Consider the following 13,544-nt stretch of genomic DNA (forward strand, 5'->3'; position numbering starts at 1 on the left):
CGACGCGGCGCACGCGTTCAGGCAAGATCGACGCGCGCCGTCCGTTTTTCCGCCGTCACGAATCACCGAAAACGCATGCAGAACTTCTACGAAGCCACCGTTACCCGCCAGCCCTACCCGCAATTGACCGGCACGATCGACACGCAGGTCTGCATCGTCGGCGGCGGCCTTGCCGGCCTGTGCACGGCGCTCGGCCTCGTCGAACGCGGCGTGCGCGACGTCGTCGTGCTCGACAGCGAACGGGTCGGCTTCGGCGCGTCGGGCCGCAACGGCGGCTTCGTGTTCGGCGGCTACAGTCTCGACAATGCCGACCTGCTGCGCACGCTCGGCCGCGACGAAGGGCGCCGGCTGTACCGGCTCACCGTCGATGCGGTCGACCTGATCCGCGCGCGCATCGCGCGCTACGGGATCGACTGCGACATCGTCGACGAGGGCGTGATGCTCGCGAACTGGTTCGACGATCCGTCGCGGCTCGACGGTGTGCGCACGCTGATGAAAAACGAACTCGACGTCGACTGGGAACCCGTCCCGACCGGCGCGCTGCGCGAGCGGCTGAAGACGCAGCGCTATTACGGCGGCCTGTTCGAGCCGAACGCGTTCCACTTCGACCCGCTCAAGTACGTGCTCGGTGTCGCGGCGGCCGCATCGCGCGGCGGGGCGCGCGTGTACGAGCGTTCGGCCGCGCTGGGCATCGCGCGCGACGGCGCAGGGTACGTCGTGCGCACGGCGCAGGGCGCGGTGCGCGCACAGGACGTCGTGTTCGCCGGCGGCGGCTACGCGCGCGGCGTGTCGCCGCGCATCGAGCGCGCGGTGCTGCCGATCGCGACCTACGTGATCGCGACCGAACCGCTCGGCACGCGCCTGCCCGATGCGATCGACGCACCGTACGCGATCTACGACACGCGTTTCGCGTTCGACTACTACCGTCCGCTGAAGGACACGCGGATCCTGTGGGGCGGCCGGATCTCCGTGCTCGACCGCGGCCCCGATGCGATCGCGCGCCTGCTGCGGCGCGACCTGCTGCGCGTGTATCCGCAACTGGAAGGCGTGAAGGTCGACTACGCGTGGGGCGGGCTGATGAGCTACGCGCGGCACAAGATGCCGCAGATCGGCCGCGACGCGGACGGCGTGTGGCACGCGATCGCTTTCGGCGGCCACGGGATGGCGCCGACCACGGTGGCCGGCGAGGCGCTCGCCGCCGCGCTGGCCGAAGGCCGGCCGGTGCCGGACGGCTTCGCCGCGTTCGGGCTCACGCGCACGTTCGGCCTGGCCGGCCTCGCCGCCGCCCAGCTCACGTATACGGCGTACCAGGCCCGCGACGCGCTCGCATCCTGCCGCCGCTGAGCGCCTGCAGCGGCCTTGCCGATTAGAGCGGGAGGTCGGCCGGGCGGGCATTTCCCACATGCTAGAATGCCTTTTCCAAGCCGCCGCGAACCACAACAAAGTCACATGAAAGCAGGAAGCAAGGCCGCCACGTCCGACACCCGCGCGCTTGCGTCCGATGCGCGGCGTAAATACGATCCCGAGCAAACCAAGCGCAACATCCTCGATGTCGCCACGCAGGAATTCTCCGCGATGGGTCTCGCCGGTGCGCGCGTCGACGCGATCGCGGAGCGGACGAACACGACGAAGCGGATGCTCTACTACTACTTCGAAAGCAAGGAAGGCCTGTACGAGGCCGTGCTGGAGAAGGTGTACGGCGACATCCGCGCGCTCGAGCAGGAACTGCACGTCGGCGACATGGAGCCGCGCGAAGGCATGCGCCGTCTCGTCGAATTCACGTTCGACTATCACGACAAGCATCGCGATTTCGTCCGTCTCGTGTCGATCGAGAACATCCACGGCGCGAAATATCTCGAACAGCTCAAGTCGTTCAAGAACCGCAACGTCAGCATCATCAAGACGCTCGAGGAACTGCTCGAGCGCGGCGCGGCCAGCGGCGCGTTCCGCCAGGACATCGACGCGTTCGACCTGCACCTGCTGATCAGCTCGTTCTGCTTCCATCGCGTGTCGAACCGCTACACGTTCGGTGCCGCGTTCGGCCGCGATCCATCGGCGCCGCGCCTGCGCGCGCGGCATCGCGACACGATCGCCGACGCGGTGCTGCGCTACGTCGCCGCGTAAGCGGGGCCCCCAGCCGGCCGGGGCGCGACACGTCCGCGCCCCTTCGCACTTCAGCACGTCAGCGCATCAGTCCGTCGGCGCGGTCGACGCCAGCGCGATCCGCGCCTTCTGTTCGGGGCTGCCCGCCACGTAATACTTCTTCGCCCAGCTCGAATCGGGCGCAAGCGCGAGCCGCGCATGCGCGCCCGTGCCGCGCTGCTTCGCATTGATCGCCAATGCGCGTGCACGGTAGTGCTCGTAAAGCCGCAGGAATTCCGCGAGATAGATCGCCGCGATCCGCTTGTCGCGGATCTCGAGCAGGTTCTCGTCGTTGTACTGCTCGGAATTGCGGCTCATGTTCGCCGAGCCCGTATAGACGACCGGATTCGCGCCTTCCGCATCGATCACGATGAACTTGTGATGGATCACGACGGGCGGAAAGGCCGGCGCCGGTTCGCCCGGGAAAAGCCGCAGCTCCGGCTCGAAGCCTTGCGGCACGGTAGCCGGCGAAAAATACGACGCGTCGATCACGTCGTGGTTGTCGCGGCTGCGGTGGTACAGCTCGAGGTTCGCGAGCGTCGCCGCATCCAGCGACTGGCCACCCTGCTGCGCGGCATCGGCCTTCGTCGCGCTGCTCGCGTTGATCCGGTTCACGAGGCCGAACATCATCAGCCCGCGATCGCCGGCCGCGAAACACGCATCGCGCAGCGCCGCGTCGGTCGGCATGAACAGGCAGAACGACACCGAATGCTTCGCGGCCCCGATCGCGGCGACGATCGTATCGATCTCGGTACGCTGCCCCGACGGCTCTGGCGAGTACGCGACGCGCACCTGCGCGCTGCCGATCGTCATCGGCGCCGACCAGCCCGACGACAGCCGGGCGGTCTCCGCAATCGACGGATTTCCGGCCAGCGCGTGCGCGCGATCGTTGTACAGCGCGGCGAGCGCGGGCGAGTCGAACGCGTGCAGCACGTTGGCCTGCTCGGTCAGCCCCTCGGTCGTGAAGTTCGCGGAACCGGTCAGCACGCGCACGGGCGCTGCGGCGGACGGCGCATCGGTCACGATGAACTTGTCGTGCATGATGTGCGTCTTGTCGCGCGGCGCGAGCGTCGCGAGCCCTTGCAACGCGTCGACGGCCGGCTGGTTCGGCGACGGCAGCGGCGGCTTGCCCTTGCGCGCCGTCGTGTGCGCGTCGTAGACGATCGCGAGCGACGCTTCGCCGTGCTGGCGGCCGAACGCCTCGAACGCGGGCAGCGCCCACAGCGTGTCGGTCAGGTGATAGACGGCCGATACCGCGCGCGACGCAGGATCGAGCATCTCCGCGAACACCTGCTCCATGTCGTTCGCGAGCCACGTGCGCAATTTCAGCGCCTGCGCAGCGCTCGGCGCCGCATTCGGTGCGAGGCCCAGCGCCGCGACCTGCTTCGCGAACGCCTGCGAGCTGACCACCGCGCGGTTGAACCACGTGCCGATGCCGTCCTCGATGTGCGCGGGCAGCACGACGTCGCACACGCCGGCTTCCGCGTCGAGCACCTGCAGGTTCGCCGGCGTACCGACGACCGGATAGACGTCGTAGCGGAACGACGCACCGCGGTCCTGCGGATCGATGCGCGCGTCCCACCACATGAATTTCTGAATCGGCGCCTGATCGGTCGGCGCATCGCCCTGCGTGTCGGCGGCCGGGCCGTCGAACGTCAGGCGATTGGGCAGCCAGCTGTCCGGCGCACGCGTCTTGCCGTCGGCCGACCAGAAGCCCGGCGTGCGCCGGATCGCGAAGCCGAGGAAATCGGACCGCGACGCCGCATCGGGCCAGTCGAAAGCCAGCAGGACCAGGGTGGGGGAAAGATAGCTGCGCACGCTGACGGTCATTCGTTGCTCCCTGGCCTCGCGGCCGGTCGAAATGAATGGGTCAGTCTTGACGACGGTTCTTCCCGCGCGATGACCGTTCGATGAACCTTGTATGTCGGACGCGCGTCAGTCGCATACGAGCAGTTCGATCCCGCGCGCCGTCAGCGCGCGGCGCACGACCTTGTCGGGCGCGCGCTCGGTCACCAGATAGCGGGCGGCGGCCGCGCCGTTGATCCGCACCGGCGTCACGCGGCCGAATTTCGAATGGTCGGCGACGATGATCGCCGTGCCCGCCGCCGCGATCATCCGGCTGCGCACTTCGGCCGCGAGCCGGGAGTAGTCGGTGCACTCGCCGTCGGGCGTGATGCCGCCGGCGCCGACGAACGCGAAATCGACGTGGTATTGCGCGAGCTGGTGGATCGTGTCGAGACCGAACGTGGCGTCCTCGTCGTCGGACAGCTCGCCGCCGAGCAGCGTCACGCGGTTGCCGTTGCGCCGCGCGAGCACGAACGCGGTGCGCCAGTCGTTCGTGTAGATCGACAGCCGGTGCCGGTCGGCGAGCGCCAGCGCGACCGCATGCGGTGTGCTGCCCGAATCGATCAGCACCGATGCATCGTCGGGCACGAATTCGGCCGCGCGCCGTCCGATCGTGCGCTTCGCGTCGGCGTTCGCGGCTTCGCGCTCGGACAGGCTCGGCTCGCGGCGATCCGCGGCCAGCGCGCCGCCATGCGTCATCACGAGCAGGCCGCGCGCGGCCAGCGCGTTCAGGTCGCGCCGCACGGTTTCGCGCGACACGTCGAGCGAACGCACGAGTTCCGCGACCGACAGCGCGCCCGAGCGCCCGAGCTCCGACAGGATGTATTGATGACGTTGTTCCGCCAGCATCGCGTGTGCGCCCGAGGCGACTGGTAATGGGTAAGCCGGCCATTGTATTACGGACGTTTGACGACCATTTGACTGCGCCGGGTAATGCGGCAGGGCGGCCGGGGCAACGGTCGGCCGCGTTTCCCGAAAGCGAAATTCTGTATTGTCCGGCGCGCGCGAATCCGCGCGGCGCCGGTTGCTACACTTTGCGCTTCGCCGAACGACCGACCGACAAAGGGGCTCGCGCCATGTATCGCAAAGGCAGTGTGATTGAAATCCAGTTTCCGCCGGAACGTCTCAACGACGCGGCAGGCGATCCGTACTGGATCGACCTGACGCTCGACGAAGCGCGCCGGCTCTACGAACAGCTCGCCGCGCGCTTCGCGACCGACGCGCGCGCCAATCAGCCGCTCGACACGTTCTCGATCGACTGATCGTCGTTGCCGCGCGTTCATCCGCGCAGCGCCGCAAGGCGGGCGCTGGCCCCCGCCGCACCGCACACCGGCGCGATGACCGCCGGCACGATCACGCGCCACGTGGCATGAGTGCAGGATTCGACAAGACGCCGGCGCCGCTTCGGCCGATACTGGCCGACTTCCCGGTTCTGTCCGGCCGCATCGCGGCCCGCCACGCATGCTTACCTCGATCGTCGCCGCCGCTTTCGTCGCACTCTGGTCCACCGGCTTCATCGTTGCACGGGCGATCAAGCCTTACGCCGATCCAAACCTGTTCCTGCTCGCGCGCTTCGCGGGCACGGCCGCGCTGTTCGGCGTGGTGGCGCTCGTCGCGCGCGCGCCGTGGCCGGCCCGCCGCGAATGGCCGCGCCACCTGATCGCCGGTGCGCTGCTGCAAGGCGTCTATCTCGGTGCGAGCTACTGGGCCGTCGCGCAAGGGTTGAATGCGGGCGTGATGGCGCTGCTCGGCGCGCTGCAGCCGCTTGCCACCGCCGTGCTCGCGGTCCCGCTGTTCAACGAACGCCTGCCCGCGCGCGGCTGGCTCGGGATGGCGCTCGGGCTGGCCGGCGTCGCGCTCGTGCTCGCGCCGAAAGTCACGGGCGGTGGCGCACCGCCGCCGGGCGCCGCGCCTGCTTGGCTCGTCGTCACCGTGTCGGTTCTGGCGGTCGGGTCGATCACCGCCGGCTCGCTGTATCAGAAAGGCAAGCTCGCGCAGAGCGATCTACGCACGGCAGTCGCCGTGCAGAACTTCGGCGCGGCGATCGTCGCGGCCGTCTTCGTCGTGCTGCTCCATGAAACCCGCTGGATCGGCGCGCCGGCGCTGTGGGTATCGCTCGTGTGGGGCATCGTGTTCCTGTCCGGCGGTGCGGTCACGATGCTGATGTGGATGCTGCGGCGCGGCAATGCGGCGCGCGCGACGTCGCTGCTGTTTCTCGCGCCGCCGCTGGCCGCGCTGCAGGGTTACGGGCTGTTCGGCGAAACGCTCGCGACGATCCAGCTCGCCGGCTTCGCGTTCGCGCTGGTGGGCGTCGTGCTCGCGCGGCGCTGACGCGGGCGTACATGCGCGCGATCGTGCGGCCGCGCCGACGTGTGCCGGCAAGCTCATCGAGGCGGGCCTCGCGGACGCCCGTCTCGCACCCGCCCGGCGCACCGTGCACCACGGCGACGCAGCGCGTCTCGCCGAAGCAACGCAAGACGGCCGCATCGCAAGCCCGGCGCGGCAACCCGCCACGATTGCGCTTATGATGTCCGCCTCGCATTTCGTTCCGGAACTTCCTTCATGACATCCGCCGATTACGCCAGCCGCCAACGCGCGATCATTGCCGAACTGAACGTCGCCCCGCACTTCGACGCCGAAGCCGAAATCGATCGCCGCGTCGATTTCCTCGCGCGGTACCTTCGTTCGACCGGCCTGCGGACCTACGTGCTCGGCATCAGCGGCGGCGTCGACTCATCGACGGCCGGCCGGCTCGCGCAACTGTCGGTCGAGCGCCTGCGCGCCGACGGCTACGATGCGCGCTTCATCGCGATGCGCTTGCCGAACGGCGTGCAGAACGACGAAGACGATGCGCAGCGCGCGTTGGCGTTCGTGCGCGCGGACGAGGTGCTCACGGTCGACGTGAAGCCTGCCGCCGATGCGATGCTGCGTTCGCTGGTCGCGTCCGGCCACGCGTTCGAAACTCCCGCGCAGCAGGATTTCGTGCACGGCAACATCAAGGCGCGCGAGCGCATGATCGCGCAGTACGCGGTGGCCGGCGCGCGGCGCGGTCTCGTGATCGGCACCGATCACGCGGCCGAATCGCTGATGGGTTTCTTCACGAAGTTCGGCGACGGCGGCGCGGACATCCTGCCGCTCGCGGGCCTGAGCAAGCGTCGCGTGCGCGGGGTGGCACGCGCGCTCGGCGGCGAGGAGCTGATCGTGATGAAGGTGCCGACGGCCGACCTCGAGGAGCTGCGCCCGCTGCGCCCCGACGAGCACGCGTATGGCGTGACCTACGACGAGATCGACGATTTCCTCGAAGGTAAACCGGTCGCCGACCGCGTCTACGAAACGGTGCTGCGCTTCTACGACGGCTCGCGTCACAAGCGCGCACTGCCGTACACGATGTTCGACTGGCCGACCGCCTAAGCCCACCGCCCCGCTACCGGCAGCTCGCCGCGCGCACCGTCATGGCTGCGCGCGGGCCCCACGCGACGGGCGACGCTATGCGTGCCCGCCCGTCTTCTTCGCCTGCAGCGCACGAATCCGCATCCGCGCGCCCGTATCGCTGACCGTCGCGTCGTACATCGTCGCGAGATCGCGCTTGAGCGCGGTGCGCGAGCCGCCGTCGAGATACACCATGTGCCCCGACGGATAGAACCGCGCGGACAGGTTCTGCCGCACCTTCTGGTCCTCCAGCGGCATCTGCTGCAGATCGATCACGGTCTGGTAGAACGGCGTGACAAAGTCGTAGAGGCCGTTCGCCGACAGCACCTTCAGGTCGACGTTCAGCGCCATCACCGCGGCGAGGTCGCCGGCCGTGTAGAGGATCACGTTCCCCTTCGCATCGAGGCCCTGCTGCGCGCCGGTCGGGTCGATGTGGCTGAAGTCCCAGTTCTGGAACGCCTGGTCGTTCAGGTCCGTGAACGCGGAATTCGACGTGAACTTCAACTGCTCGTTCAGGTAGCTGTTCCACATCGCCGTATAGACGCCCGTCACGGCCGTCATCGTCGGATCGTTGCCCCCCGAATTCGGATCGATCTTGCCGGCGATGCCCGACGAGATCCCGGTCACGCGGCCGTCGTACGAACCGAGCGCGAGCCCTTGCGCGTGCAGCAGCGTCGTCAGGAACACCGAGTTGCCGCGCGCGTCGTAGCCCGCGATATCGAGCCCCCACGATTGCAGCGTCGCCGTATCGATGCCCGTGTATTGCGACAGCTTCTGCACGGTGGCTGGGTTCGCGTGCGGCGCCGCGCGCAGCGCGGCCAGGTAGTCGGTGCGCGCGAACTGCGCGACTTCCTCGATGAACGCGCCGAGATCGCTCGGCGGCGGCTTGATGCCGAGTTTCTTGTGATACCACGCGTCGGCCGCGGCGGTCGGCAGCGCGCCGACCGGGTTGCCGGCCTGCCGGTAATCGAGGATCGACGATTGCAGCGTGACGCCGTTCAGGTCGACGCCATCCTCGTGCAGCTTGTACGCGAGCACGCAGCTGCGCGCGGTGCCGTACGATTCGCCGAACAGGTATTTCGGCGAATTCCAGCGGTTGTTCTTCGTCAGGTAGCGCTTGATGAACTGCTTCAGCGAATTCGCATCCTGGTCGACGCCCCAGAAGTCGCGGTTCTTGTTCGGCGCGACGGCCGCCGAATAGCCGGTGCCGACCGGGTTGATGAACACCAGGTCGCTGTGGTCGATCATGCTGTCCGGGTTGTCTTCGATCTGGTACGGCGCGGGCGGCGTGAAACCCGGCATCGACGTCTTGATGCGCTTCGGCGCGAACGAGCCGAGCAGCACGAACACCGATGACGAACCCGGCCCGCCGTTGTAGAAGAACGTCACGGGCCGCGTTTCTTCCTTCGCGCCGTCGGCCGTGAACGCAACGTAGAAGATCTTGGCGGCCGGCTGCGAACTGCTCGGATCGACCGTCACGAGATGGCCGACCGTCGCCGTGTACGCGATGCGCTTGCCGTCGATCAGGATCGTGTGGTGCGTGATCGCGGCCGCCTCGGTCGTGTCGGTCACCGAGTCGTCCGGGCCGTTGCCGTACGCGACCGGATCGAAGAACGGCTGGTCGCGGCCGTGGCTCAGCGCGACGGGGTTGATGGTCGGCGGCACGCCATGCGAATTGTGGTCGCCGTGATGCAGCGGATACACGCCGCCGGAAGATGCGGAATCGATGCCCATCGTGCTGCTCCTGGAGGTGAAAAAAGACGCGGGCAGACCACCCGCGTCGAACGAAAAGACATGCGCCGGCGCGTCAGCTCGACGGCTTGCGCGCGAGGATCGCGGCGAGTTGCGCGCCGTTCGGGCTGCCGAGGCCCGTGCACGCGTCCCAGCCCGACGCGGCCGCATACGTGCCGTTCGATCCTTTCGTGATGTCGCGCAGCGCGCCCGGATTCTTGTACAGCACCGGATTGATCCAGCCGGCCGATGCGCCGGCCGACGCATTGATCCGCGCGATCAGCGCGGCCCACAGCGGGGCGACCGCGCTCGTGCCGCCCATCACCGCCGGGGTGCCGGCGACCGACACCTCGTAGCCCGTCTGCGGCGACGCGTCGCCGGCCACGTCCGGCACGCCGCGCTTCGCGAGCGGCGTGCTGCTGCCGTCGGCGTGCGCCACGGCCAGCCCCTGCTGCCATGCCGGCAGGTCGAACAGCGTACTGACGCCGCCCCCGCCCGCGCCGCCGCCGGACGCCTCGTCGTTCCACGTGACTTCGCTGCGAATGCCCTGCCCGGGCAGCGCGTCGAGCTGCGTGCCGCCGCAGCCGAGCACGTACGGGCTCGACGCGGGGAAATCGACGTGATCGGCGCCATCCTGCAGCCCGTCGCCCGAGCCGCTGTCGCCCGACGCCGCGCAGACGGTGATGCCCTGCGCGGCGGCCGCCTGCAGCACGCGGTCGAACGCGTGTGCCGACTGCGCCTGCCAGATCGCTTCCGGGCCGCCCCAACTGATCGAGATCACGGAAGGCCGGTTGGTCTTGTCGGTGACGGCCGCGTTGACGGCCTGGATGAAGCCCGCGTCGCTGTTCGGCGCGAAGTACATCGCAAGCTTCGCGGCCGGTGCGATCGCGCCGGCGATTTCGATGTCGAGCGCGACTTCGCCGTCCGGGCCGTTCGGCTCGCCGGTCGGCGCATTGCGGCCGGTGCCGACGTTCACGTCGACGAGCGTCGGCGGCGTCGTGATCCCGAGCCCGCGGAAATACTGCTGGATGTCGGCCGCGCGATAGCCGCCGCCGAGCTCGACGATCGCGATGCATTGCCCGGCGCCGTCGCCGGCCGGAAAGTCGTACAACGACGCAAGCTGGATCGGCGTGAACGTGACGGCCGCCGCGCCGCGCGCGGGCTTGAACGGCGGGCGGAAGCGGAAGTGCGGCCGCGCCTGCGGGCGGCTGTCGAGGCCGAGCACCGCCGTCACCGCATCGCCGAGCTCGTCGGGTAGCGCGATCGGGCCCGAGCGGCCGCGATACTGACCGATCGCCCGATGCTCGAAACGCTCGAGCTTCACGCTGAAGGCGGTTTCGAACTGCCCGATCGTGCCGGACAGCACGACGACGCTTTCGACCGGGTCGACGCGATCGACCGTCAGTTGATGACGATGCGCGAAATCCTCGGTCTTGCGGATATCGTCGGGATTGGCGGAGAAACGCTGCGCGAATGCGTCGCGCGACAGCGGTTTCGCGTGCGCGTCGCCGGTGGCGAGCTGGTGAACCAATGCCTCGAGTTGCCCTTCTTCCTGCCGCCGCAACATGATCGTGACGTGGATACGTTCTGCCGGATCGCACTGGCCGAGACACTTGGACTCGGCGACGATGCGGGGTTCACGGTCGGCTTGAAGATGCCTTGCCATGTTCAGACCCTCCTTGGTACCGCGTTGCACGGAACAGCCAGGAAATCGGACATAGCCTAAGGGAGACGGTTCCGTTCGGTCAGTCGATTCGCGACGGCGCGTTCGCGACGGCGCGTTTGCGATCGCGCGAAGTTAGAGGAAGTTTAGAACAGTCAGACGATTTGCGCGCACGCCCTTCTGCGGCAACGCGCATGCGTGCAGGCCAGCATCGCGCGCGGCCGGCGTCGATTCTCGCACGGCCGGCGCCACGTCGGTCGACCCGCGCGGCGGGCAAGTACCGGCCAAGTGGCCGCCACCCTCAGTCCATCGACAGTCGCAGTGCGAAACCGATCAGCGCCGCGGAAAAGGTCCAGCGCTGCACCGTCTGCGCCAGCGGATGCGCGCGCATCCACGCCGCGATGCGCGACGCGCCGAACACGCACGCGAGGTCGAAGCACACGCCGGCCGCCACCAGCAGCGCGCCGAGCGCGAACATCTGCCAGACGACCGGCCCGGCCTCGGGCCGCACGAACTGCGGCAGCAGCACCGAGCAGAACAGCAGCGCCTTCGGGTTCAGCAGGTTGGTCAGCAGCCCCTTCACGAACGACTGCCGCAGTTCGCCCGCCGCCGCGCCGCCATCGCCGTCGCCGAGCGCGAACACCGGCGAGCGGAACACCTGGATCGCGACATACGCGAGATAGAGCGCGCCGCCGTAGCGGATCACCTCGTACAGCCACGGTGCGCTGCGGATCAGCGCCGCGACGCCGCACGCCGACAGCGTCACGTGCGCGGTGCGCGCGAGCGACAGGCCGGCCGCCGCCGCCATTCCCGGCCGCACGCCGCGGCCGATGCTGGTCTGCAGCACGAGCGCCATGTCGGGCCCCGGCACCGCATAAATGGCCGCCAGCGCGGCAAGATAAATCAACAGCAAATGCGTGGAAATCATGGTCTGCCCCCGTCCTCCAATGACGATATGTTGCCGTTGAAGGAGGAGGGATTATTGGCCATCTTTGGCGACGAATTGGCGATTCGTAGGGGAATCCGCCACAATTCACAAATCAGAACAAGGTTTCCGCCATATGATCGATCTCGACAAAACCGACCGCGCGATCCTCGCCGCGGTGCAACGCGACGGCCGCCTGCCGATCGCCCGGCTCGCCGAATCCGTCGGGCTGTCCGAGACGCCGTGCGCCCGCCGCCTGAAACGCCTCGAAAACGACGGCTACATCGAACGCTACCGCGCGCAGCTGTCGCGCCAGGCGCTCGGCTTCGGCGTGGTCGCGTTCGTGCTCGTACGGTTCGCGACGCACGACCGCAAGGTCGCCGACCGGTTCGAACGGGAAGTGCTCGGCATCGAGCGGATCCTGGCCTGCCACAACGTCGCGGGCACGGCCGACTACCTGCTGCAGGTGGTCGCCCGCGACCTCGACGACTACGGCACGTTCCTGCGGGATTCGCTGCGGATGCTGCCGGGCGTGACGTCGATCGAATCGGCGCTGTCGCTGCGCGAGGTGAAGCACGACGCGGGGTTGCCGGTGCCGTGATGCACGCCGGAGCGGCGACCGGCCCGGGTGTAACGCTCGTTCACGTTGTTGGCGGCCCCGCCGTCATGCGAAGTCGGACGACTGGTGCGCGCGCTCGAGATCCTCGAGAAACGCCTCCACGAGCGGATTCCCGCGGCCGTTGCGCGCGACGACCATGTGGAACGTCACGTCGTAGCGCAGTTGCTCCGGATTGAGCGGCGCGAGCAGCCCCTGCGCGACGTACGGCGCCGCGAAATGCTGCGGCAGATAACCGAGATGGTGGCCGGACAGGATCAGCAGCGCGACGGCCTCCATGTTGTCCGCGGTCGCGGTCACGCGATCGGGCGTCGTCGACAGTTGCGCCTCGGGCAGCGGATACGAGCGCCACGCCCATTCGAAGCCGGCGACGTCGGCCGGCGTCAGCGTGCCCGCACCGTCGAACAGCGGATGGCCGCGGCCGCAATACGCGATCTGACGCTCGATGAACAGCGGCGTGTAGTGCAACGACGGCACGCGATGCCAGAAATAGCCGACCGCGATCTGGATCTCGTCGCTCAGCAGCTTCTCCTCGAGATCGCCGGGCGCGCGCACCGAAATCGAGAAGCGCACGGCCTCGTCGCGGGTCCGGAACGCGGCGATCGCCTCGGCGATCCGCGCGTTCTGGCTCACCGGCGTATGGCCGATCAGGCCGATGTTCAGCGTGCCGACCAACTGGCGATCCATGTGCCGCGCGGCCATTCCGAATTCGTCGAGCGCCGCCAGCAGCTTGCGGCTCATCGCGTGGAACCGCTCGCCCTTCGGCGTGAGCCGGAAGCCGCTGCGGCCGCGTTCGCAGAGCCGGTAGCCGAGCCGCGTCTCGAGCGACGACAGCTGCGCGCTGATCGTCGACTGGCCGACGTTCAGCACGGCCTGCGCGGCCGACACGCCGCCCGCGTCCGTGACCGCGAGAAACACGCGGATCAACCGCAGATCGAGGGTCGACAGATTCCCCAGCACGTTCATCCCCTTCCATACATCGACGACGATCGATGTTTACGTCGATATCTTCGCATTCTTCTTTCCCGACGGAGCGCGTAAAACTGTGCGCCAGACCGCGTCGCATGATACGGCAACCCCACACTGGAAGAGAATTGAAATGAACGCGTCCCACCCGGAGCCGTGAGAGCAGAAAGAAGGGGTGGATCCTCACGGGCCGACGGCATCAAAGTGCCCAGGTGGAAAATGCATGC

The 13,544-nt window shown here is 68.3% G+C and carries 12 protein-coding genes; 6 read left to right on the top strand and 6 right to left on the bottom strand.

Translation table 11 applies throughout. The annotated features are described in order from the left end of the window. The first annotated feature begins 75 nt into the window (after nucleotides 1-75). Together HWX09_RS31865 and HWX09_RS31870 are read left to right on the top strand one after the other, a co-directional pair. Nucleotides 76-1,344, top strand: coding sequence for an FAD-binding oxidoreductase (locus HWX09_RS31865; RefSeq protein WP_027781471.1), 1,269 nt, complete (start codon nucleotides 76-78; stop codon nucleotides 1,342-1,344). 105 nt (nucleotides 1,345-1,449) lie between these two features. Continuing rightward, nucleotides 1,450-2,124, top strand: a complete 675-nt coding sequence (locus HWX09_RS31870) for a TetR family transcriptional regulator (protein WP_027781472.1) — start codon at nucleotides 1,450-1,452, stop codon at nucleotides 2,122-2,124. A 66-nt stretch (nucleotides 2,125-2,190) separates the two neighbouring features. On the opposite strand, the gene HWX09_RS31875 is transcribed toward HWX09_RS31870, so the two are convergent. Next, nucleotides 2,191-3,972, bottom strand: a complete 1,782-nt coding sequence (locus HWX09_RS31875; protein ID WP_027781473.1) for a phospholipase D-like domain-containing protein — start codon at nucleotides 3,970-3,972, stop codon at nucleotides 2,191-2,193. Nucleotides 3,973-4,077: 105 nt separating this feature from the next. Further along, nucleotides 4,078-4,836, bottom strand: coding sequence for a DeoR/GlpR family DNA-binding transcription regulator (locus tag HWX09_RS31880; protein WP_027781474.1), 759 nt, complete (start codon nucleotides 4,834-4,836; stop codon nucleotides 4,078-4,080). A gap of 227 nt (nucleotides 4,837-5,063) precedes the next feature. Between HWX09_RS31880 and HWX09_RS31890 the strand changes: the two genes are divergently transcribed. The 3 genes from HWX09_RS31890 (at nucleotide 5,064) to nadE (ending at nucleotide 7,398) form a co-directional block, all read left to right on the top strand. Continuing rightward, nucleotides 5,064-5,249, top strand: coding sequence for a hypothetical protein (locus tag HWX09_RS31890; RefSeq protein ID WP_006480515.1), 186 nt, complete (start codon nucleotides 5,064-5,066; stop codon nucleotides 5,247-5,249). Nucleotides 5,250-5,448: 199 nt separating this feature from the next. Continuing rightward, nucleotides 5,449-6,318, top strand: a complete 870-nt coding sequence (locus HWX09_RS31895; protein WP_027781475.1) for a DMT family transporter — start codon at nucleotides 5,449-5,451, stop codon at nucleotides 6,316-6,318. Nucleotides 6,319-6,549: 231 nt separating this feature from the next. After that, complete coding sequence (gene nadE / locus HWX09_RS31900; RefSeq protein WP_027781476.1) at nucleotides 6,550-7,398, top strand: ammonia-dependent NAD(+) synthetase; 849 nt, start codon at nucleotides 6,550-6,552, stop codon at nucleotides 7,396-7,398. A 75-nt stretch (nucleotides 7,399-7,473) separates the two neighbouring features. Here nadE and HWX09_RS31905 read toward each other — a convergent pair whose 3' ends face one another. From HWX09_RS31905 to HWX09_RS31915, 3 genes are all read right to left on the bottom strand, one after another. Continuing rightward, a complete protein-coding gene (locus HWX09_RS31905; protein WP_027781477.1) occupies nucleotides 7,474-9,150 on the bottom strand; it encodes a peptidase S1 in 1,677 nt (558 codons plus the stop codon). A gap of 73 nt (nucleotides 9,151-9,223) precedes the next feature. Then, the gene (locus HWX09_RS31910; RefSeq protein WP_027781478.1) at nucleotides 9,224-10,813 is read right to left on the bottom strand and encodes a S53 family peptidase; all 1,590 of its coding nucleotides are present in this window, start codon (nucleotides 10,811-10,813) and stop codon (nucleotides 9,224-9,226) included. Between the two features lie 298 nt (nucleotides 10,814-11,111). Further along, nucleotides 11,112-11,738 (bottom strand): LysE family translocator, encoded by a 627-nt coding sequence (locus HWX09_RS31915; protein ID WP_027781479.1) that lies wholly within the window; start codon nucleotides 11,736-11,738, stop codon nucleotides 11,112-11,114. 133 nt (nucleotides 11,739-11,871) lie between these two features. Here HWX09_RS31915 and HWX09_RS31920 point away from each other — a divergent pair, with 133 nt between their 5' ends. Next, on the top strand, nucleotides 11,872-12,336 hold the full coding sequence (locus HWX09_RS31920) for an Lrp/AsnC family transcriptional regulator (protein ID WP_006488501.1): 465 nt from the start codon (nucleotides 11,872-11,874) through the stop codon (nucleotides 12,334-12,336). Between the two features lie 63 nt (nucleotides 12,337-12,399). Here HWX09_RS31920 and HWX09_RS31925 read toward each other — a convergent pair whose 3' ends face one another. Continuing rightward, complete coding sequence (locus tag HWX09_RS31925) at nucleotides 12,400-13,311, bottom strand: LysR family transcriptional regulator (RefSeq protein WP_027781480.1); 912 nt, start codon at nucleotides 13,309-13,311, stop codon at nucleotides 12,400-12,402. Nucleotides 13,312-13,544: the final 233 nt, after the last annotated feature.

It is taken from the genome of Burkholderia sp. BCC1208 (assembly GCF_902833095.1).
In the GTDB taxonomy this organism is placed as follows: Bacteria; Pseudomonadota; Gammaproteobacteria; order Burkholderiales; family Burkholderiaceae; genus Burkholderia.